This is a genomic window from Kitasatospora brasiliensis (assembly GCF_032654805.1).
Classification (GTDB): domain Bacteria; phylum Actinomycetota; class Actinomycetes; order Streptomycetales; family Streptomycetaceae; genus Kitasatospora; species Kitasatospora brasiliensis.
Genome location: NZ_JAUOOW010000007.1, coordinates 533,320 through 554,147 on the forward strand (window position 1 = coordinate 533,320; position 20,828 = coordinate 554,147).

11 protein-coding genes are annotated in these 20,828 nt (G+C 73.3%); 2 read left to right on the forward strand and 9 right to left on the reverse strand.

Translation table 11 applies throughout. The features are described from left to right. Positions 1–18 precede the first annotated feature (18 nt). The 5 genes from QWJ13_RS28230 to QWJ13_RS28250 form a co-directional block, all read right to left on the reverse strand. Entirely contained in the window at positions 19–1,233 is a 1,215-nt protein-coding gene (locus QWJ13_RS28230) for an MFS transporter (RefSeq protein ID WP_316527973.1), read from the reverse strand. Positions 1,234–1,260: 27 nt separating this feature from the next. Continuing rightward, entirely contained in the window at positions 1,261–2,742 is a 1,482-nt protein-coding gene (locus QWJ13_RS28235; protein ID WP_316527974.1) for a condensation domain-containing protein, read from the reverse strand. Further along, a complete protein-coding gene (locus QWJ13_RS28240) occupies positions 2,739–5,963 on the reverse strand; it encodes an amino acid adenylation domain-containing protein (RefSeq protein WP_316527975.1) in 3,225 nt (1,074 codons plus the stop codon). The genes QWJ13_RS28235 and QWJ13_RS28240 overlap by 4 nt, the downstream gene beginning before the upstream one ends. Positions 5,964–6,037: 74 nt before the next feature. Next, complete coding sequence (gene gntD / locus QWJ13_RS28245) at positions 6,038–7,120, reverse strand: guanitoxin biosynthesis L-enduracididine beta-hydroxylase GntD (RefSeq protein ID WP_316527976.1); 1,083 nt, start codon at positions 7,118–7,120, stop codon at positions 6,038–6,040. Between the two features lie 130 nt (positions 7,121–7,250). After that, a complete protein-coding gene (locus tag QWJ13_RS28250) occupies positions 7,251–9,944 on the reverse strand; it encodes a penicillin acylase family protein (protein ID WP_316527977.1) in 2,694 nt (897 codons plus the stop codon). Between the two features lie 203 nt (positions 9,945–10,147). Between QWJ13_RS28250 and QWJ13_RS28255 the strand changes: the two genes are divergently transcribed. Then, positions 10,148–10,888 (forward strand): hypothetical protein, encoded by a 741-nt coding sequence (locus QWJ13_RS28255; protein ID WP_316527978.1) that lies wholly within the window; start codon positions 10,148–10,150, stop codon positions 10,886–10,888. A gap of 34 nt (positions 10,889–10,922) precedes the next feature. Here QWJ13_RS28255 and QWJ13_RS28260 read toward each other — a convergent pair whose 3' ends face one another. The 3 genes from QWJ13_RS28260 to QWJ13_RS28270 all read right to left on the reverse strand — a co-directional run bounded on the left by QWJ13_RS28260 (position 10,923) and on the right by QWJ13_RS28270 (position 15,639). Further along, positions 10,923–13,643, reverse strand: coding sequence for a LuxR C-terminal-related transcriptional regulator (locus QWJ13_RS28260; protein ID WP_316527979.1), 2,721 nt, complete (start codon positions 13,641–13,643; stop codon positions 10,923–10,925). A 52-nt stretch (positions 13,644–13,695) separates the two neighbouring features. After that, the gene (locus QWJ13_RS28265; RefSeq protein WP_316527981.1) at positions 13,696–13,908 is read right to left on the reverse strand and encodes an MbtH family protein; all 213 of its coding nucleotides are present in this window, start codon (positions 13,906–13,908) and stop codon (positions 13,696–13,698) included. 183 nt (positions 13,909–14,091) lie between these two features. After that, a complete protein-coding gene (locus tag QWJ13_RS28270) occupies positions 14,092–15,639 on the reverse strand; it encodes a DUF885 family protein (RefSeq protein ID WP_316527982.1) in 1,548 nt (515 codons plus the stop codon). 212 nt (positions 15,640–15,851) lie between these two features. On the opposite strand from QWJ13_RS28270, the gene QWJ13_RS28275 reads away from it, so the two are divergent. After that, a complete protein-coding gene (locus QWJ13_RS28275; protein WP_316527983.1) occupies positions 15,852–19,304 on the forward strand; it encodes an amino acid adenylation domain-containing protein in 3,453 nt (1,150 codons plus the stop codon). A 70-nt stretch (positions 19,305–19,374) separates the two neighbouring features. Here the strand turns inward: QWJ13_RS28275 and QWJ13_RS28280 are convergent, their stop codons facing one another. Then, complete coding sequence (locus QWJ13_RS28280) at positions 19,375–20,757, reverse strand: cytochrome P450 (protein ID WP_316527984.1); 1,383 nt, start codon at positions 20,755–20,757, stop codon at positions 19,375–19,377. Positions 20,758–20,828 lie beyond the last annotated feature (71 nt).

Here is a 20,828-nt window from a genome sequence, read left to right on the forward strand (position 1 = left end):
CCCACCGGGCGGGTGACCTCACGGTCGGACCTCGGCCCGTTCCCGCTGCTCGGCCCGCTCCTTCTGCTCGGGGCGGGTCATCAGGTACAGGGCCGGGACGGCGACGCCTGCCGCCATGACCGCCAGCAGGAGGCGGTATCCCAGGGGAGCGATCAGCGCCGACCCCGCCGCGATCGAGACGGCCAGGGGGGTGCTGGTGAACAGGTCGAAGCTCCCGTAGACCCGGCCCAGCATGTCCTTCGGTGTGGTCCGCTGCAGGAGGGTGACGACCCCGACGATCGCCCACGGGAGGCTGAACCCGGCCATGACGATCCCCGGGAAGACCAGCCACGCCGTCGGGGCCATCAGCAGCACGGCGCCGACCGCCATGATCAGCAGGGCGATGCCCACGGCCCGCCCCTCCCCGATCCGCCGGCACGCCCACCCCGCGGTCAGGGCGGCCAGGACGGCGCCGATGCCCTGGGCGGAGCTGAGGACGCCGAGGAACGTCACCGGCCGGTGCAGTCCCTCACCGACCACCGCGAACTGGGCGGTGTTGAAGAAGCCGAAGACCACCATCGCCATGCTCACCGCCACCATCACCTGCCGCATGCGCGCGGTTCTCATGAGGTGCCGGGAGCCGATGACCAGGTCGCGGGCCCAGTGGACCTTGGAGGGAGCCGGCTGCGGCTCGTCCACCTTGAGGAAGAGCAGGGTGACGACGGTGATGGCGAAGGTGGAGGCGTCGAGCAGGGCCACCGTGGCGCCTCCGAGCGCGGTGAAGGCCGCCGCTCCGACCAGTGGTGCGACCAGCCGCAGGATCTGGCGGCTGGTCTGGAGCAGGGCGTTGGCGTCGGCCAGCAGGTCCTCGGCCAGCATCACCGTGAGCAGCGCGGACTGGGCGGCCTCCGTGAGGCTGGTGGAGACGCCGTAAGCGAGCATCACCAGGTACACCACCCAGACCTGGCCGGCGTCGTGCACGAACAGCAGTGTCGGCACCACCGCGCACATGACGCCGTTGGTCCACAGCAGCAGGCGGTGTCGGCGGACCCGGTCGGCGAGGACCCCGGACAGCGGAGCGAACATCGTGCCCGCGACGAAGGCGAAGTACACCAGGCCGGCCGCACCGTTGCTGTTGGTGAGCTGCTTCACCCAGATGTCCGCGGCGAGCCACATCGCGGTGTCGCCCAGCATCGACACGGTCTGCCCCGTCATGAACAGGGGCAGTCCCGGTGTGGCGAGAACGCTCTTCACGCGGGTGTCCTCCTCGGGTCGCCCCGTTCAGCGGGCGCGGAGCGCGGGCAGTGCGGGGGAGCCGAGGACCCGGACGGTGGGGTCGGTGGCGATCAGGTCGAGGAGGTCGACGAAGTCGGCGGCGATGTTCCGGGCGCGCTGCTCGCTGAAGCGGTCGAGGCGGTGGGTCACCACGATGTGGGTGCTGCCCGGTCGGCCGGTGACGCGGACGGTGAGGGGGCGCAGCGCGTGGTGCCAGGGAGGTGCGCTGATGACCTCGCCGGCCAGGGCGTGGCCGGCCGGGAGCGGGACCCCGGCGTCGGTCTCCTCGGTGAAGAGCACCTGCTGGAGGAGGCCGTGGCTGTCCTCGGGCCGGTAGCCGAGTGCGGCGACGACCTCGGGGTACGGGAGCTCCGCGTGTTCGAAGTCGTCCACCGTCCGGTCGCGGACCTGGGCCAGCACCTCGACGAAGCGCGGGTCGCCGGTCAGCTCGGTGTGGAGCAGCATGAGGTCGAAGAGCGCGCCGGCCGGACGGTGGAACTCCGGCTGGTCGCGGTAGGAGACCGGGGCGGCCACCGTGTTGGCGCGCTGGCCGGAGTACCGGACCAGCAGGACGTAGAAGGCGGCCAGGGTGACCAGGAAGAGGCTGGCGCTGTGCTCGGCGCCGATCCGGCGCAGCGCCTGCAGGGTGGTGTCGGACAGCCGCAGCTGGTGGGTGCGGCCCCGGGTGTCGAGCACGGCCGCCGGGGTGCGGTCGGCCGGTGGCGCGGGCAGGCGCAGGTCGGCCAGTCGGCCGGTCCAGTAGTCGAGGAGTTCGCGGCGCCTGGCGGTGGTCAGCCGGGCCGATCGCCACGCGGCGATGTCGGCGGGCTGCACCCCGATCGCGGGCAGTGGCGGAGCGGCCCCGTCGGCGGCGAAGGAGGAGTAGGCGGCGGCCAGTTCCTCGGCGATCAGGTGCACGGTCGCGCCGTCACCGGCGATGTGGTGCAGCACCAGGGCGAGGTCGTGCTCCTGCTCGCTCAGGGGCAGCACGTCCAGCCGGATCACCGGGCCGCGTTCGAGGTCGAAGCGGCCGCTGAGGACGGCGGCCAGCTCTTGCTCGTCCTGACGGTCCGTCATCTCATGGAGCCGCAGGGCGACTCGGTAGTTCGCGGCAGGTTGGACGACTTGGAGCAGCTCGCCGTCCGGGGTGGTGCGGTAGAGGGTGCGCAGGGCTTCATGACGTTCGACGACGAGGTCGAACGCCCGCTGGAGAGCGGTGAGGTCAAGCCGGCCGGTGACGCGGACTCCGCCGAGCACGACCCAGATGTTCCGGCCGGGGTCGGCGTGGTGGGCGTCCCATAGGAAGCGCTGGATGGGTGCGGTCGGGTACTCGTTCTCCCCGGGGCCGCGGGGGAGGCGGGGAACACCGGTGCGCGGGGCGCGTGTCCGGCGGGCGAGCAGCGCGGCTTCCAGGCGCGCGCGGGCGGCCAGGTCCGCGGTCGGGCCGGCGGATGCCGGGGAGCCGGGCGCGGGGAGGTGTGCGGTCATGACCGGTCCGCCGGGCTCTCGGCACTGTCGGCGCTGTCGGACTCCCCGGCCCCGTCCTCGGCGAGGAGCTGCTCGAAGACGCGAGTGGCGATCGCGGCGAGCGTCGGTTCGCCGGTGAAGAGCTCGCGCAGCGGCAGCCGGATCCCCAGCTCCTCGACCAGTTCGCCGACCATCCGGACGGCGATGAGCGAGGTGCCGCCCAGCTCGAAGAAGTTGTCATGGGCGCCGACCTTCTCGACCCCCAGCAGAGCGCCCCAGATGCGCGCCAGCTCCTCTTCGATCGGGGTGCGCGGCGCGAGGTACTCCGCCCGTCCGCCGAGGGCCGGCGGGAGCGGCAGCGCCGTTCGGTCGACCTTGCCGTTGGCGGTCAACGGCAAGGCGGCGACGGGGACGTAGCTCTGCGGCACCATCCACTCGGGCAGGCGCCGGGCGAGGAAGGTTCGCAGCGCGGGGCCGTCCACCTCCTCGGCGCCCGGCGCGGCGACGAAGTGGACGGCCAGCCGGCTGCCCGCCGGGCCGTCGTGGGCGGTGACCGCGCACTCCGTCAGTCCGGGGTGCCGGCTGAGAGCGGTCTCCACCTCGCCGGGTTCCACCCGGTAGCCGCGGATCTTGACCTGATGGTCGGAGCGGCCCACGAACCGGAGGGTGCCGTCGTCCCGTCGGCGGACCAGGTCGCCGGTGCGGTAGAGCCTGGCGCCGGACCGCTCGGCGAACGGGTCGGGCAGGAAGCGCTCCGCGGTGAGACCCGGTCGGCCGTGGTAGCCCCGGCCGACCGCCGGGCCGCCCAGGTACAACTCGCCGGTCACACCGGGTGGTACGGGCTGGAGTCCGCCGTCCAGGACGTACGCCCGGGTGCCGGCCAGCGGGCGGCCGAGCGGTACGACCTCGTCCGGGGAGCCGGTGTAGTCGACCAGGGTGGCGGTGGAGGTGCAGCCGACCTCGGTGACGCCGTAGACCTGGATCAGTCGGCCGGGCCACTGGGCCCAGGGAAGCAGGCGGCTCAGGGCGGGCGCGGCCTCGCTGCCGAAGACCAGGGTGCGCAGGGTCGGCGGGATCGTGGCGCGGTCGGTGGCGGTGAAGGCGCCGAGCCTGGAGGGCGTGGTGGAGAGGATGGTGGCGCCGCTCCCGGCGACCGCCGACCACAGCTCCGCGGTGCCGATCGGCACGTCGCCCACGGGGAAGGCGACCGAACCGCCGTTCAGCAGGTGCGGGTAGAGCTCCTCGGCCACCACGTCGAAGCCCAGCGGGGCGAGTTGGAGGGCCCGGTCGTCCGGGGTGAGGCCGAAGGCCTGTACCGCGGCGCGGGCGAAGGTGGCGACGCCCCGGTGGGTGTTCATCGCGCCCTTGGGGGATCCGGTGGACCCGGAGGTGTAGATCAGGTAGGCGAGGTTGTCCGGGCCCGCCAGGTCCGGCGGAGGGCCGTCCGGCGCGGCCGTCCCGCGGGCCGACGCCCGCGGCTCGCCCGCCGCCTCCTCGCCCGCCGCCTCCTCGTCCGGCAGGACGAGCCGGGCGGCGCCCTGCGGGAGCCGGGCGCCCAGCGCGTCGGTCGTCACCACCAGCGGTGCGGCGGAGTCCGCGAGCAGATGGGTGATCCGCTCGGGCGGGTACGCGGGATCCAGCGGCAGGTAGGCACCCCCGGCCTTGAGCACGGCGAGGTAGGCGGCGACCAGCTGCGGCGAACGCTCCAGGAAGATCGCCACCGGCGTCTCCAGGCCGACCCCGTGCTCGCGCAGCCGCCAGGCGAACCGGTCGGACCACTCGTCGAGTTCGGCGTAGCTGACGCTCCGGGCGCCGTGCCGCACGGCGACGGCGTCCGGGGTCCGGCGGGCCTGGCGGGCGAAGAGCCGGTGGACGCAGTCGACCTCGGGCTCCGGTCCCCCGCCGGCCAGCAGCCGGAGCCGTTCGTCCTCCTCGAACAGTTCCAGCTGTGAGATGGGCGTGTCCGGAGCGGCCGCGATGCCGTGCAGCAGGGTGACGAAGTGCCGGGCCATCCGCTCCACGGTGGCGGCCTCGAAGAGCTCGGTGCGGTACTCCAGGGTGCCCTGGGTGGATCCGGGGCCGGGTACCAGTTCCAGTGAGAGGTCGAACTTGGCGGTCCGACCGGCCACCGGCAGGGCCTCGAAGGTGAGTCCACCGGCCGACCACTCCTGGTGCGGGATGTTCTGCAGCGAGAGCATCACCCGCGCCGGCGATCCGCCGAGGCCGGCGGTGCGGGCGGGCCTGATCTCCTCGACCAGCCTCTCGTACGGCAGGTCCTGGTGGGCGTACCCGCCCAGGCAGGTCTGCCTGGCGCGGGAGAGCAGTTCGGTGAAGGTGGGGTCGCCGGAGCTGTCCAGACGCAGGGCCAGGGTGTTGACGAAGTAGCCGATCACCCCGGCGAGTTCGGACCTGTCGCGGCCGGCGACCGGGGTGGCGACGACGATGTCGTGGGTTCCGCAGTAGCGGGCGAGCAGAACGTTGAAGGCGGCGAGCTGGAGCATGAACGGACTGGCTCCGGCCGAGCGGGCCAGCCGCTCCAGCCGGTCCATCAGCTCGGTCGGGATCCCGAAGGAGTGGACCGCCCCGGCGGTGGAGGACTCCAGGGGCCGGGTGCGCTCGCCGGGGAGCTGGAGCGGCAGGGTTCCGGAGAGCCGTTCGCGCCAGTAGTCGAGCAGCCGCTCAAGTGCCGGGCCCCGCAGGGTCTCGTGCTGCCAGACGGCGTAGTCGACGTACTGGATCGGCAGCGGATCGAGGGCGGGCTCGCGCCCCGCCGCGAACGCCTCGTAGCTCTGGGAGAGTTCGCGGACCAGGATCTCGCAGGACCAGCCGTCGGTGATGATGTGGTGCATCGTCAGCACGGCGATGTGGTCCAGTGGGCCGCGGCGCAGCAGGCGCATCCGCAGCAGCGGGCCCCGCTCCAGGTCGAACGGCTGCTCGACCTCCGCCAGGATGCGCCGGTCGAGGTCGGACTCGGTCACCTCCTCCACCGGGAGCTCGACCGCGAGCTCGGGGAGGACGACCTGCAGCAGCTCCGTCTTGTCGAACCGGAAGACGGTGCGCAGCGACTCGTGCCGCTCGACCAGGTGGGCCAGGGCCCGGTGCAGCGCCGGCACCTGGAGCTCACCGCGCATCCGCACGGCGGCCAGCACGTGGTAGGTGGGTTGCCCGGGGTCGAGCTGCTCCACCAGCCAGAGGCTGCGCTGGGCGTAGGAGGCGTCGATCACCAACGCGGCGTCTGCCATCGGTTCTTCCTTCCGCTGGTTCCGCGACGTCCGGCGACGCCCATGGTCCTGGAGCCCTGCCCCTGCCCCTGGCCCTAGGCCAGGGCCCGGCCGTGAGGGCCGTAACGGCGGTCCTCGGAGACCCTCAGGTCCGCCGCGACGTTGATCCGGCGCAGCCAGCGATCGGTACCGTCGTGACGGGCCCGGAACGGCCGACGGCCGTGCACCGCCCGCTTGTTGTCGATGATCAGCAACTCGCCGGGGGCCAGGACGACATCACGCAGCCGGGCGTCGATGGCGGCGATGACCGTCTCCAGGGCCCGCTCCGCGACCGGGTCGCCGAGGTCGCGCTTCATGAAGGCCGGGTCCATCCGGATGAACGGCGCGTCGACGGGGCCGGAGAGCACCGAGGTCAGCCGGGGGCTGCTGTTCATCTCGGCGATCTGGGCGAAGGCCCGGCCGACCCAGGCGTCCTCGTCCATGCCGGTGGTGTCCCGGTTGAAGCCCTCGGTGTGCGACTCGTCGGGGAAGATGACGAACCGCTCCTCGCCGAGCACCCGCCTGGTCTCCTCGTCCAGTTCCAGGTCCTGGACCGGTGCGAAGGTGGTGGGCACGCGGTCCGGGTTGCGCAGGCAGAACAGCATGATCCAGTCGGCCCGCAGCGGGTGGAAGGCGTCTTCGTTGTGCCACTCCAGATTGGCGGTGGAGCTGGAGCCGAGCTGGGAGTCCTCGTGTCCGGTGACCGGGAAGACGTCCAGCACCAGGCGGCCGCGCTGCTGGCTGAGGTAGGACACCGGCGCACCGAGCAGCGAGCCCGCCAGCAGCAGTGCGGCGGCCGCGCTCTCGGTCTCGTGGCCCCGCGGCTCCTCGGTGTAGCTGAGCGGGGTCGGCCCGAGGGTGTCCTGGTCGACGGGCAGACCGGCCACCACCAGGCCGCCGTACGGCCGGCCGGTGAGCCGGAAGTGGGTGAGTACGGACCGCAGCCGCACGGGCAGTTCGTGGGCCCGGACCGCGAGGGCCTCCAGTCGCTGCTCCAGTGACTGCCCGGGGGCCTCGGCCAGCAGGGCGTCGCTGAGCTCCCTGACCCGGGCTCCCTCCTCGGGAGTCAGCTGGAGGTACGGGACACCATCGTCCACCCGGATGCCGAGGTCCGCCGCTGTCTCCGCGATCGACGTCATGTCACTCCTTCTCGGGAACCGGACGATGGATGAGTGCCGATGAGTGGGCCGAATACCTCACGAGCCTGCCGAACGGGGATTCCCGGAGGAAGTCGGGAGGATTCCCGACAGTGCGCCGAGTCGCCCCGGCTCAGCGGGCCCCCGGCGGGCCGAGCGTGAGGTGATGGGTCGCGGCCGCCTCCACGGCCTTGCCGGTGAACGGCCAGGCGAGCGTGTCGCCCTTGAGCCAGAGCGCCGTCTGGTCCGTGTAGTTGGCGGAGGCGGTGTGGCCCGACTCCCCGGTGAGGTTGATCCAGCGGGAGTCGTCCAGGTGCCCGAGGTCGACCACCATCCGCATCGACGGCGCCCAGTCGACCTGGTAGCCGTCCAGCGGGAACCAGCCGGTGGCGTCCACCAGGTCGGTGCCACCGCCGACTTCGTACGGACCGCGGTTGAGCAGCCACTTGACCGGTCCGGGGCCGCCGGTGCCCAGGGTCTGGTTGGTCAGGGTGAGGGTGTGCAGCGCGCCCCAGCGCCAGTGTTGCGGGTTCTCGCCGAGCCGTCCGGACAGGTCGGCCGCGGCCTCGTCCATCGCGGTGGCCAGGACCGCGTCACGACCGTGCGGGCCCGGACGGTCCGGGCTGCTCCACCACGGGTCATCGGGGTTGCGGAGCATCGTACGCACGACGTCGAACCAGCGTCCGCCGCCGCCGGGCGCATAGGCCTGCGGGTCTCCGACCGGGCGCAGCCGCGAGGCGAAGACGAGGTCCAGCAGATGGGACCAGACCGCGTTGAAGTAGGCGGCCGGCGCGGAGTCGGCGGGCTGGGTGCAGTCCCACCCGCGCAGCAGGTCCCGGGCGGCCGAGGTCTCCTTGGCGACCGGGGCGTCGAGGAGGTAGGGGGTGAGCTCGGCGGCGTTCGGGTTGCGGGTGTCGAGCCCGATCTTCTGCATCGCGGCCGCGTCCAGCTTGCCGCCCCGGGCGATCAGGTCGGTGATCCGCTGACTGCGGTACCCCGGGCCCCAGTCGGGTGAGATCGGGTACGGGTAGTCGGGGCCGACGACGGCGTTGTTGGCAGTGACGATGTAGCCCTGCGGCGGGTTGAAGGAGCTGGGGAGCCGGTCGGTGGGCACGAAGCCGGTCCATTCGTGGTCGCCGGTCCAGCCCGGCACCGGGAGGCTCCCGTCACCGGCCTGCCGGACGGGGACCAGTCCGGGCATCTGGTAGCCGATGTTGCCGTCCACGTCGGCGTAGACGATGTTCTGGGCGGGCGCGGTGAAGTGGGCGGTGGCCGCCCGGAAGGACGTCCAGTCGGTCGCGGTGTCCATCTCGAACAGGGCGTCGATGGTCGGTCCCGGGTCGAGGGCCACCCAGCGCAGGGCGACCGCGTAGCCGCCGTCGGCCGGCGGGACTCCCGGTTCACGGCCCTGCTCGCCCGCCTGGCGAGCGGTGTCGAGGACGTCGGAGATCAGCGGCCCGTGCCGGGTCGCCCGGACGGTCAGCGTGACCGGCCGGCCGTCCGCGACGTCGATCGTCTCGGTGTGGGTCTCCAGCGGCAACTGCTGCCCCTGGTACTCGTACTGGGAGCCCTGCACCTTCTCCAGGTACAGATCGGAGTCGGCGGTGCCGAGGGCGGTGAACCCCCAGGCGATCCGGCTGTTGTGGCCGATCACCACACCCGGCATCCCCGGGAAGGTGAACCCGCTGACGTCGTACGGGCAGGACGGACCGGGCGTCCTGCAGTGCAGCCCGACCTGGTACCAGGTGCCCGGGAGCGAGGGCGCCAGGTGCGGGTCGTTGGCGAGCATCGGGGTCCCGGTCGTGGTCCTGCTGCCGGACACCACCCAGGAGTTGGAGCCGATCCCGGTGCCGGTCGGACCGAGCACCCGGGTGAGCTCGGCACTCACTTCGGTCAGGCCGGCCACCGCGGAACCCGCCCCGGCGGGGACGGCGGCGGGGGCGGACGGCGACGGGGTGGACGGCGACGGAGTGGAGACGGCCGTGGCCGGGCCGGTGATCGGGTCCCAGCGGGTGAAGTCGTACGGCGGGTAGAGCCGGTCGACGTCGGCGGCCGGCAACTTGGCGGAGAGGACCGCGCGCGATATCTGGTAATTGGTCGTCGAGTTGAGCTGCCAGGCGACCGCCTTGAGCCAGGAGACCGAGTCGGCCGGGGTCCACGGTGCCGGCTGGTAGCCGGAGTTGACGAAGTCGAGGATCGCGTACTCGACGCTCAGCTCGCTCCCCTGACGCTGTCCGAGGTAGGCGTTGACACCGTCGGCGAAGGCGGTCAGGTTGGCCCGGGTCTGCGGCGCGGCGCGCTCGACCTCCTGCTCCGCCACCCGGTACCAGCCCAGGGTCCTGACCACCTTGTCCTTGTCCACCTGGCCGGCGCCGAAGAGTTCGGCCAACCGGCCGGCCGTGATGTGCCGCTGGACGTCCATCTGCCAGAAGCGGTCCTGGGCCTGGACGTAGCCCTCGGCGAGGAAGAGGTCGTGGGGATCCTCCGCGTAGATCTGCGGAATGCCCGAACCGTCCCGCAGGACGTTGACCGGGTGCTCCAGGCCGGGCACGTCGAGCCGACCGTCCAGGGTCGGCAGCGAGCGGTGCACCGTCCAGTCGACGTAGACCGCGCCGCCGCCGCCGAGCAGCAGGGCCAGGGCGACCAGCGTCGCCAGGGTGATCCAGGGCCACCGCCGGTGCCTCCGGCGGGCCACCGGGGCAGCCTCGGGGACGACGGCTGCGGTGTCGGTGTCGGTGTCGGGCCGGGCCCCGGTCGGCTCGCCCTCCGGCTCCGAACCGGGCCCGCCCGGCATGGCTGTGGCATCGCTGGACTCTGGTGCTCCCATGCCTGGCAAGAGTGGTTAGTCGCCCCGTGATCAAACAGTCCGGGGTTCCCCCGACAGCCGGAATGTGCCGGATCGGCGCGGCAACGGGAATGCCCTGGCCGCCGGGGGTGAGGATCGGGCCCGGCGAGACCGTGATCACCGCACGGCCGGGACGACGCGAGAGGACGGGGACCGGGATGACGCACGGCGCCGGAACGCTCATCATGGGACGACGGTTCAACGGGCCGCCGTCCTCCGCCAACGGCGGCTACGCCTGCGGGCTGCTCGCGACCCGGGCCGCCGCGCGGCTCGGTGCGAACACGGTGGCGGTGACCCTGCACGCGCCTCCCCCACTGGACCGGGAGTGCGAGATCCGCGCCGCGGGACGTCGGATACACCTGTGGGACGGCGCCGACCTGCTGGCGAGCGTCTCACCCACCGACCACCCGATCGAGGCCCTGCCCGCGGTGACCGTGGCACGGGCGCGGGCGGCCGAGGCCCGGTTCGAGGGCCTGGCCCACCACCCGTTCCCCGGCTGCTTCGTGTGCGGGTACGACCGGCCCGCCCGGGACGGCCTGCGGATCTTCCCCGGGCCGCTGGACGATCGGGGTTCGGTCGCCTGCACCTGGCTGCCCGATGCCTCGATCGCCGGCCCGGACGGGCTGGTCCCGGCCGAGATCGTCTGGGCCGCCCTGGACTGCCCCGGTGGCTGGACCGCACCACACACCACACCCAGGGTGCTGGGCTGGATGACCGCCCGGATCGACTCCCTGCCGGTGGTGGGCCGGCGCTACGTGACCACCGCGGTGCTGCGCTCCCGGGAACGCGGCACCCTCACGAACACCTCCGCGCTCTTCGACCAGGACGGGAGGGAACTCGCCCGGGCCATCACCCGCTGGATGGCCGTGGACCCGGACCGGCTGGGGGCCTCGACGGTCGGTTCCGGCGATCGTCCGGGGAGCTGATCACCGGCGTTCCCGCGATGGCCGCGGCCCGCCGTCAGACGCGGTCGGCTGTCCGCAGCTGACCGCGGGGCGCCGGACCGGCACCGGCCGCGTCGGCCCGGCCCACGATGTGCGCGACCTGGGCGCGGGAGTAGATCCCCAGCTTCCGGAAGATCCGCCCCATGTACGTCTCGACCGTCTTGTGGCTCAACTGCAGTCTGGTCGCGATCTGTTGGTTGGTGTAGCCCGCACTGACCAGCTCGGCGACCTCGAACTCGCGCTGGCTCAGCGCCTCCAGCGCGCCGCCGGGCGACGGCTCCGGCTCCGTCGCACCCAGCAGCTCCGCCACCCGGTGCGGCCAGGGTCCGCCCGCCTCCTGGGCGGCGGCCAGGGCCTCCTCGGCCGGCTGCTCCGTGTCCGGAGCCGCGCCGCGGCGCAGCCTCGCCAGTCCGGCCTGCCGGGCCAGCGCCGCCGCCAGCAGCGCCGGGCTGTCGGTGTTCCGCGCGGCCTCCACCGCGAACTCCGCGTACGACGCCGCCGAGGCGTGGTCCCCCAGGAGCAGCCCGGCCTGGGCGAGCCCGCACGCGGACTGGCTGAGCAGCCAGCCCTGGCCGTAGCGGACGGCGAGCCGCAGGGCCCGGCGGAAGTGCCGGCTCGCGCTCAGCGGCCGCTCCAGCCGCAGTTCGGCCTCGGCCAGCCAGCGAAGCGCCTCCAGCTGACCGGCCAGCCGGTGGTCCGGCAGTTCGTCCAGCAGCTCGGCGGCCTCGACCGCGTACCGTTCCGCGGAGCTCGGGCGCTGGGCGGTCCGGATGGCGCGGGCGTCGTTGCCGGATCCCGCCGAAGGGCCCGCTCCACAGGCGAGCAGGGCCAGCGCGTGCGCCCGCACTTCGGGGGCGACCTCCTCAAGGGCCCCGGTGAGCAGCTGCGCACACGGGGGGCAGTCCTCGCGCTCCGCCTGATCCCCGGGGTGCACCGCCGAGTCGAGCACCAGCGCGGCGTGTTCCAGGACCTCGCCGGAGGAGCGGGCCGACGGGTTCCGGGGGGTGAGGACGCGCCAGGCGTGCGGATAGCGGCCGAGCAGGCGCAGGGTTCGCGCGTACCACTCGGACAGGCCCGGGCGGGCGGCCCGCCCGGTGTCGGGATACCGGGCGGCTCCCCGGTGCGGCCCGTCCGAGAGTGCCTCGGGGGGCGGCCCGTCCCCGCCGGGGTCGGCAGGCCCGTCGTGGCCGGCGAAGACGCCGGCGGCCTCCTGGAGGCGCCCGCTGAGCAGCAGGGCCTTGCCGAGCAGTGGACCGGTCCGCGGACCGGCGCCCGCCCGGTCGGCCTGGCGCAGCCAGCGGGCGGCGCGCGCCGGGGCGGTGAACAGGCTCTCCCGGGCTCCGGTGAGCAGCACGTCGACGTCGCCACCGCGTTGCGGGGCGCAGTGTTCGAGGTGGCTGGCGAGCAGAGCGGCGGAGGAGGTGGCCCGGGTGGCGCGCAGGGCGGTGACCGCACGCTTGTGCGCGCCGCGCCTCCAGCCCTCCTCGGCCGACCAGTAGACCAGGACCCGGACGGCCAGACGGCGGAAGCGGAACTCGGAGCGGGTACGGCTCGGGGTGACCAGCCCCTCGGCGATCAGCTCGTCGAGCGAGCACAGGACCTGTTCCTGGGGCAGCCGGGCGACGGCGGCCACCACCTCCGGGATGAACGGGTCTCCGCTCACCGCGGCGGAGCAGGCGACCTGCCAGGCGGGGGCGGAGAGCACCCGGAAGTCCAGGGCGACCGGCCGGAGCGCCACCGGCGGCGGTCCGGCGACCAGGTCCGTGGCGCTGTACTGCGCTTGGCAGGCCGGAGTCCCGGTGTCCCGGGCCGACAGCAGTGCCTGGAGCAGGCCGGGCACTCCGGCCGCGTCCCGGAGCAGCAGTTGATGGCGCAGCCGTCCGGTCTCGGCGGGGATCAGCCGATCGAGCTCGCGGTCGGCGAGCGGGGTGACCTCCAGCATGCGGTGGGCCGGGCCGTCACCGTGGCCGAGTCTGGCGGTCAGCAGGTCGCCGGTGGGTGAGGCGCGGTGGGCGGCGGCCACCAGCAGGGGGACGTCCGGCGGGTCCGAGGCCAGGTCACCGAGCAGGTCGAGGGTGGTCGGGTCGGCCCGGTGGACGTCGTCCAGGATCAGCACGAGGCCGCCCTGTCCGGCGAGGGTCTCCAGCAGGGTGCGCAGGGCTCGGACGGTCCGGGTGCGGGAGGGCCGCGCCTTGGCCCCGGCGGGGTCCGGCCGCGGATGGGGCCGTTGCGGCGCGGTCGGGCAGTGGACCGGCGCGGCGGCCGGTGCGCCTGCGGCCGCCAACGAGGGGAAGTATCCGGCCAGGACGTGCCGGGTCGCCTCGTCCAGCCGCAGGGCCGACTCTTCCGTCCAGCGGGCGACTTGCCGCTCCAGGGCGGTGGCGACGATCGGTGCGGCGGGGTCGGCGGCCGGCCCGGCGCCGCCCGGGAGCCGGGTGGGGTCCACGGGGGGCGCCGGCTGCGCGATCCCGACCGCGACGGTCCAGCCCTCCGTCCGCGCGGCACAGGCCAGTTCGGCGAGCAGCCGGGTCTTGCCGACCCACGGCTCACCCACCAGCTGGACCACCTGCGCCGAGTGGCGGGCGAGTTCGAGCGAGCGCCACAGGAAGGCGATCTCCCGACTGCGCCCGACCAGCGCCGGCCCGACCGCCGCGCGCCCGGTCGACTCGGGTCGCTCCGTCCCGGCCGGCTCGTCCACCGCCGGGCCGGAGGGGTGGACGGGGATCTGCAGCACCACTGGCACCACTCCGTTCGGGAAGCGAAGACGGGAGAGGCAAGTTGACGGTTCGTCAGTCCTTGGTCAGCGCGGAAGCCGCTTCGCGGACGCTCAACGGACGCATGTCGGTCCAGACTTCATCGATGTAACTCAGGCACTCTTCCTTCCTGGCCCTCGGTCCGGCTGCGCGCCAGCCCGCCGGGATCTCCCGGTCCGCAGGCCAGATCGAGTACTGCTCCTCATGGTTGACCACAACCTGATAGACGGCATCGGGGTCGTCAAACACTAATGGCCTCCACAGAGCGACAGGCGAAATCAGCTTGGACAATCGGAAGATTGCCCCGTCACCGGGACCTCCGCCAAGACTCAAGCGGTGTCCGCTAGTTGCCAGGCAACAAGATGCAGCAGAGCAGCATGGTGCGAAAGTTGTCTCAAAAGTGTCCGTGACACGACGGCCGCCAGGAGCACCCTACTCCTCGAAGACGGCCGGCAGCACGGCCAGCGGCGGGCAGCCGAGGGCGAGAACGGACCGGTGGAAGCGCTCCAGCGAGAAGGCCGGCCCGGCGGCCGCACGGGCCCGCTCCCGCAGGTCCATCATGGCCAGCTTGCCCCAGGTGTACCGGCCGTAGGTGGCGTCGAAGGTGCCTCGGTGAGCCTCGCTCTCGGCCGTGGCGCGGGGCAGCAGCGCATCGGCCATGAAACGCCGAGTGGCCTCGGCGACGTCGAAGGCGCCGGTGTGCAGGCCGATCGCGCAGGTGAGCCGGACCACCCGGCAGAGCCCTTCGAGGGCCACTCCCACGGCGAACCTCGGGTCACCGGAGCGGAAGCCCTCCTCCAGGCAGACCTCCTCGGCGTAGTGCGCCCAGCCCTCCATGAAGGTCTGCGAGAGCAGGGTCCGCCGCACCGGACCGGCCACCCTGCGCAGCGCCCGGCCATGGGCGAAGTGGCCCGGGGCGACCTCGTGGACCGTGATCGCCGGCAGCGTGGTGGCACTGAAGATGGTCAGCCACTCCTCCACCCGGTCGGCGGGCCAGGAGGGATCGGGCGGGGTGACGCAGTAGCGCGACGGCGCGTCCGACTCGTTCGGCGCGGCCCAGGTCAGCATCGCCTTCACCCAGCGCCGGGACTCGGGCGCGGGCCCGACCCGGCACTCGCCGTCCAGGTCGGGGGTGAGCCGGTGCGCGCGGGTGAAGGCGATCGCCTCCGCGGTGACGGCGGTGGCCTCGGCGATGACCCGGTCGGCGGTCGGATGGTCGGCGAGCAGCTCGGGAACGAGCTCCGCGGGCCGGCGGGCGGGGTCGATGAGCGCGCAGGCCTCGCCCAACATGTCGGTGAGGCGCCGCCGTTCTTCCTCCGCCCGGTCGGCCAGCCGGGAGAGGTCCAGCTCCACTCCCTCGGCCGCGCCCATCAGACCGGCCAGGCCCTGGGCGCCCAGGGAGGCATCGGGGTCGCCCTCCTCGGCCGCCCGCACCAGGTGGGTCAGCAGCCGCTGGTGGGCCCGGCGGGCCGCCTCGGTGGTGCGGTCCTCGCCCTGGAGGCCGTCCGCGAGGCCGCGGGCCGCGCCGAGCAGGGCGGCCGCGGCGGGGGCGCTGACCCGGTCCAGGGTGGTGACCGCCATGTCCACCGCGTCGGGCCAGTTCGCGAGATGGCGGTGGCGCGCGGCCAGGCGGTCGGCGAGCGGCGCGTACTCGCGCTCGTAGACCGAGAGGTCGAGGTTGGCCAGGTGCAGCCAGGGGTCGCGCCGGTGCAGCTCCAACTCGTGGAAGGCGAAGCGCAGTCCGTTCTCGAAGGCGGCGAGGTGGGCCTCCTCCCAGCGGTCCGGGAGCCGTTCGCCGCCCTCCGGGGCGAGACGGGCCAAGCCGGCCTTCACCCCCTCCGCCGAGAGGTCCTGGACCCGTCCGTCGTACTCGTGGCGGCCGCCTTCCTCCCGGACGGTGGCCATCGAGAGATCGCAGACGGCACGCAGGCGGCGCTCGGCGGCACCGGTCGCGGGCCGGCTCAGGGTGGGTTCGCTCATGGCTCAACTCCCGTTTCGATGAGGTGGTTCCGCTGACGGACGGCGGGCGGCGGGGCCGGCGGGCGGTGTCCGGAGCGACCTGGCGCAGTGGCCGCCCGTGCCCGCGGTGGCGAGGGGACTTTCCCTGACTGGCGAGCCACGGGCACCGCCGCGAGGCTCGACAGCCAGGCAGCACATGCCCGTACGAGGCCCCGGCGAGTCTGGAGTACAGCATGACAGCGGAACCCTCACACGTCGATGCGACGGCATCCGGCGGCGACGATCTGCGCAGCGCCTATGAGGCGCTGTCCCCGGAGCGCCGCGCACTGCTCGCCCTGGAGCTGGCCCGCAGCCAATCGCTGCGCGACGAGGGAATCCGGCAAGTTCCGCGCGGCGACGGTCCGTTGCCCGCGTCCTCGGCGCAGGAGCGGCTCTGGTACCTGGACCGGCAGGACCCCGGATCGGCGGCGTACCTCATGCCGGCCGGGGTGCGACTGCTCGGCAAGCTCGACGCGGCGGTCCTGGGCGACTGCCTGACCGAGATCGTCGCCAGGCACGAACCCCTGCGGACCACCTTCACCGAGCAGGACGGCCGCCCGGTCCAGGTGGTGCACTCCCCCGCGCCGCTGCCGCTGCCGCTGACCGACCTGTGCGGGCTCGCCGGGGACGAGGCGGCGCGGTCCGTCCACGAGCTCCACCTCCAGGAGGCGCGACTGCCGTTCGACCTGGCGACGGACCGTCCCATCCGGGCCCGTCTGGTCCGACTGGCCGAGGACGAGCACGTCCTGCTCCTGACACTGCACCACATCGCCTCGGACGGCTGGTCGCTCGGGGTCCTGCTGAAGGAACTGTCCGACCTGTACGGCGCGTTCACGCAGGGAGCCCCGTCCCCGCTGCCGCCGCTGGAGGTGCAGTACGCGGACTACGTGGCCTGGCACCACGACCGGTTCGACGAGCAGCGGCTGGCCGCCCAGCTGGAGCACTGGCGGATGTGCCTGGAGGGTGCCCCGGTCCTGGAACTGCCGGGCGACCGGCGGCGCCCGCCCGTGCGGTCGGCGGCGGCCGGTTCGGTGCCGTTCCGGCTCGATCCGGCGACGGTGGAGCGGATCGAGGCGCTGGCGGCGGCCGAGAACGCCACCTCGTACATGGTGCTGCTCGCGGCGGTCGCGGTGCTGCTGCACCGCTGGAGCGGCCAGGACGACCTGGTGCTCGGCGCCCCGGTGGCCGGCCGGACCAGGCCCGAGCTCGAACCGCTGATCGGCTTCTTCGTCAACACCCTGCCGCTGCGCATGGACACCGCCGGCGACCCGTCGTTCCGCGGGCTGCTCGACCGGGCCAGGGCGGTCTGCCTGGACGCGTACGCCCACCAGGACGTGCCGTTCGAGCGGCTGGTGCAGGAACTGCACCCCGAGCGGAAGGCCGGCACCGTCCCGCTGGTGCAGGTGATGCTGGCGCTCCGGAACGTCCCGATGACGGACCTCAGCCTGCCCGGCCTGGCACTCGAAGTGCTCGACCAGGAGACGGTGGCCGGCAAGTTCGACCTCTGCCTGGACCTGGTCCCCGGCCAGGACGGCGGCATCCACGGGCGGGTGGAGTTCTCCCACGACCTGTTCGACGCCGACACCGTGCGACGGATGGCCGACTGCCTGACGTACCTGATCGGCTCGGCGCTGGACCAGCCGGACCTGGCCGTCTCCCGGCTGCGGCTGTTCCCCGAGGAGCAGGGCCCGGAGCTGGCCGAGCGGCTGTCCGGCGGCGGTTCGGCGGCCGCCGGGCTCACCGCCGGCACCGTGCACGCCCTCTTCGAGGCACGGGCCGACCTCGCCGGTGACGCCGTCGCCGTACTGGCCGGGCGCGAGCGGCTGACCTACCGCCAGCTGGAGGAGCGCGCCAACCGCCTGGCCCACTACCTGCGGGCCCAGGGGATCGGCCCCGAGCAGATCGTCGGGGTGAGCCTCTCCCGCACCGCCGACATGGTGGTGACGCTGCTCGGCCTGCTCAAGGCCGGTGGCGCGTACGTCCCGCTGGACCCGGCCTATCCGCACCGCCGGGTCGCCTACATGGCCGAGGACGCCGGGGTGCGCTGCGTGCTCACCGACTCCGCCGCGCTGGCCCGGGGCGTCTTCGACCCCGAGCGCCCCGAGTGGCAGGGGCTGGAGTTCCCGCGCATCATCTGCCTGGACCGGGAGGAGGCGGCCCTCGCCGCCCAGCCGGCCCACCGGCCCGAGCCGTCGGTGGACGAGCGGAACCTGGCGTACGTCATCTACACCTCCGGCTCCACCGGCCGCCCCAAGGGCTCCATGAACGAGCACGGCGGGGTCGCCAACAGCGTCACCGGCATGAACCGGGTCTACGGGCTCACCCCCGAGGACCGGATGCTGGCGATCTCCTCGCTCAACTACGACATGTCGGTGTACGAGGTCTTCGGCGCCCTCGCCGCCGGGGCGGCGGTCGTCGTCCCCGCCGACATCGAGACCACCGACCCGGAGCAGCTGCACGCACTGCTGCGCGACCAGGGTGTCACCGCGTGGAGTTCGGCCCCTGCCCTGCTGGACATGCTGGTCAACCACGCCACCGAGCACGGCGGCCTGGAGGGCGTCCGGCTGCGGGTCGCCGGCGTGGGCGGGGACCGGATGCCCCCGGCCCTCCCGGCCCGGCTGACCGCGCTGCTCCCCTCGGTCAGGCTGTTCAACCTGGCCGGGATGACCGAGGTCTCGTACTGCACCACCTCCCACTTGGTACGGGCGGACGGCCCGAGCCAGGGCGCCATCCCGTGGGGCCGACCGCTCCCCAACCACCGGATCTACGTCCTGGACGAGCACTCCGATCCGGTGCCGCTGGGCATGCCGGGCGAGCTGCTGATCGGCGGCGCCGGGCCCGGACGCGGCTACTGGCGGCGTCCCTCGCTGACCGCGCAGCGCTTCGTCCCGGACCCGTTCAGCCCTGAGCCGGGGGCCCGGATGTACGCCACCGGCGACCACGCCCGGTTCCGGCCCGACGGTGTCCTGGACTTCATGGGCCGACTCGACCAGCAGGTCAAGATCCGCGGGTTCCGCATCGAACTCGGCGAGGTGGAAGGGGCGCTGGGAGCCCATCCGGCCGTCGTGGAACCGGTGGTGACCGCCCGGGAGGACGCCGGCGGCACCCGCCGCCTGGTGGCCTACCTGACCGTGCGCGACAGCGCGCCGTCCGTGGCCGAGCTGCGGCAGTTCGTCGCCGAGCGGCTGCCGGACCACATGGTGCCGAGCAACTTCGTCATCCTGGACCGTCTGCCACTGCTGCCCAGCGGCAAGTTGAACCGCTCGGCCCTGCCGGCGCCGGACGACGCGCTCGGCGCCTCGACGGAACACCAGGACCCGCAGGGGCCGCTGGAGGAGGTGCTGGCGGACATCTGGGCGCAGGTGCTGGACGCCGACCGGGTCGGAGTGCTCGACGACTTCTTCGAGCTCGGCGGGCACTCGCTGCGCGCGACCCAGACGGTGTCCCGGATCCGCGACCTCTTCCGGATCCAGCTGTCCATTCCGGACTTCCTGACCGAGGCCACCGTGCGGGCCCTGGCCTCGCACCTGCGCCGGATCGGCGCGGAACAGGGCGTCGACCCCGATGCCGTGGCCGAGCTCATCCAGAAGGTCAGCTCGCTGACCGGCGAGGAGCTGTCGGAGCAGCTGGGCGAGCAGGAGCGGTGATGAAGGGGGGTGCCCCGGCCACGGCGGCCGGGGCCCCCCCCATCATACGGTCCGAAGCGGCGCCGGTGACTCAGATCCCGTGCAGCCGGATCGCGGCGGCCGGGCAGTCCTCGGCGATCCGGCGCAGCCGCTCCTCCGGCAGTCGGCCGGCCTGCGCGCTCGGTTCGGCGAGTTCCCCGGGGCCGAAGCGGAACGCGGTCGAGTCGGCCTCCACGCAGCGCCCCGAGCTGAGGCAGGACTCCTGGTCCACCGTGACCCGCGGTCCGAGCCTGACGGGGTAGCGGGACCAGTAGCGGCGGGTGGTGGTCGGATCGGCCCGCGGCGGGTCCGCCGGGTCCAGCGACACCTCACCGCGGAACAACTCCCGGACGGCGAGCGCGACCAGACCGAACAGGTGCTGGTCGGGGTCGCTCCCGGGAGTCGGCACCACACCGGCCGCGAGGTCCTGGCCGATGCAGACGTGGGCTCCGGCGGCGAAGCTCAACCCGTACGGCATCACCCCCGCCGGGATCTCCCGGTAGGGGTCGAACTCGTCGGCCGTGGGCCCGTACGCGCTCTCGTCGCGGTTGACCGCCGCGAGGTCGATCACCACCTTCGCCCCTGCCGGGATCTTCCGGCCCGAGCGCAGCACGACCGGCTCCACCGCGCGGCGCATTCCCACCGTGCTGGAGGAGTTCAGCCGGATGGTCTCGTGCACGCACCGCTGGACGAAGAACGGGTCCGTGTGCACCAGCTCCCGGCTCCCGGGGTGCTCGGCCAGCCACTCCAGCATGTGGTGCACCGTCCGGACGAAGGCGGTGGCGCTGGTGTGGGCGGCCACCAGCAGGAAGAACGCCGTCTCCCGGCCGATCAGCCCGTCGGAGAGGCCGAGTTCGTCCTGGTGGCGCAGGAGGGTGCCGAGCAGGTCGGGCGGTACCGGACAGCCGGTCGCCCCTTCCTCGGCCAGCAGCGCGCGGCGCCGGGCCGCCGAGGGGGCGAGGAACTCCTCGGTCCAGTCGGTGAATCCGCCGGCGACGGCGGCACGGCGCTCGTCCTTGTCGAGGGTGCTCTGCGCCATGGTGAGCGCCTCGATGAACAGGTTCACTTGGCCCCGCAGCCGGGCGGTCTCCTCGGCCGTCCCGGCCGGCCGGTCGATCCCGGCGACCACCACGGCCAGGTGCAGCAGCAACTCGTGCCCCAGGCTCACCAGTTCCGCGGACCCGGCCCGCTGGTGCGGGGCGATCGCCTTCCGGGTCAGCTCGGGGAAGAGCTCCCGCTCGTAGGTGACGAAGGTCTCCCGGCGGAACAGCCGGTTCTCCACCCGCCGGCGGTCCCGGTGGGCCGCGCCGTGCAAATTCACCAATACGCCTTCGAGCAGGACGTCGGCCTGATCGTACTGAGCCTGCCGCAAGTCCTTCTGACGATAGACGTCGAGAGCTTCCGAATACGAGGTGATGACGACTTCCGACTCCATGAAGGGATTTCCTTCCAGGTGGCATCTCAGATCACAGGGCAGTATCGATCGGCCCAGCACCCCAGTCAAGG

Bases quoted from the DNA above. Each gene is read 5' to 3' on its own strand.
- QWJ13_RS28235 (WP_316527974.1), bottom strand. From the start codon at position 2,742: ATGACCGCACACCTCCCCGCGCCCGGCTCCCCGGCATCCGCCGGCCCG.
- QWJ13_RS28255 (WP_316527978.1), top strand. From the start codon at position 10,148: ATGGGACGACGGTTCAACGGGCCGCCGTCCTCCGCCAACGGCGGCTAC.
- QWJ13_RS28280 (WP_316527984.1), bottom strand. From the start codon at position 20,757: ATGGAGTCGGAAGTCGTCATCACCTCGTATTCGGAAGCTCTCGACGTC.
- QWJ13_RS28240 (WP_316527975.1), bottom strand. From the start codon at position 5,963: ATGGCAGACGCCGCGTTGGTGATCGACGCCTCCTACGCCCAGCGCAGC.
- gntD (WP_316527976.1), bottom strand. From the start codon at position 7,120: ATGACGTCGATCGCGGAGACAGCGGCGGACCTCGGCATCCGGGTGGAC.
- QWJ13_RS28270 (WP_316527982.1), bottom strand. From the start codon at position 15,639: ATGAGCGAACCCACCCTGAGCCGGCCCGCGACCGGTGCCGCCGAGCGC.
- QWJ13_RS28250 (WP_316527977.1), bottom strand. From the start codon at position 9,944: ATGGGAGCACCAGAGTCCAGCGATGCCACAGCCATGCCGGGCGGGCCC.
- QWJ13_RS28275 (WP_316527983.1), top strand. From the start codon at position 15,852: ATGACAGCGGAACCCTCACACGTCGATGCGACGGCATCCGGCGGCGAC.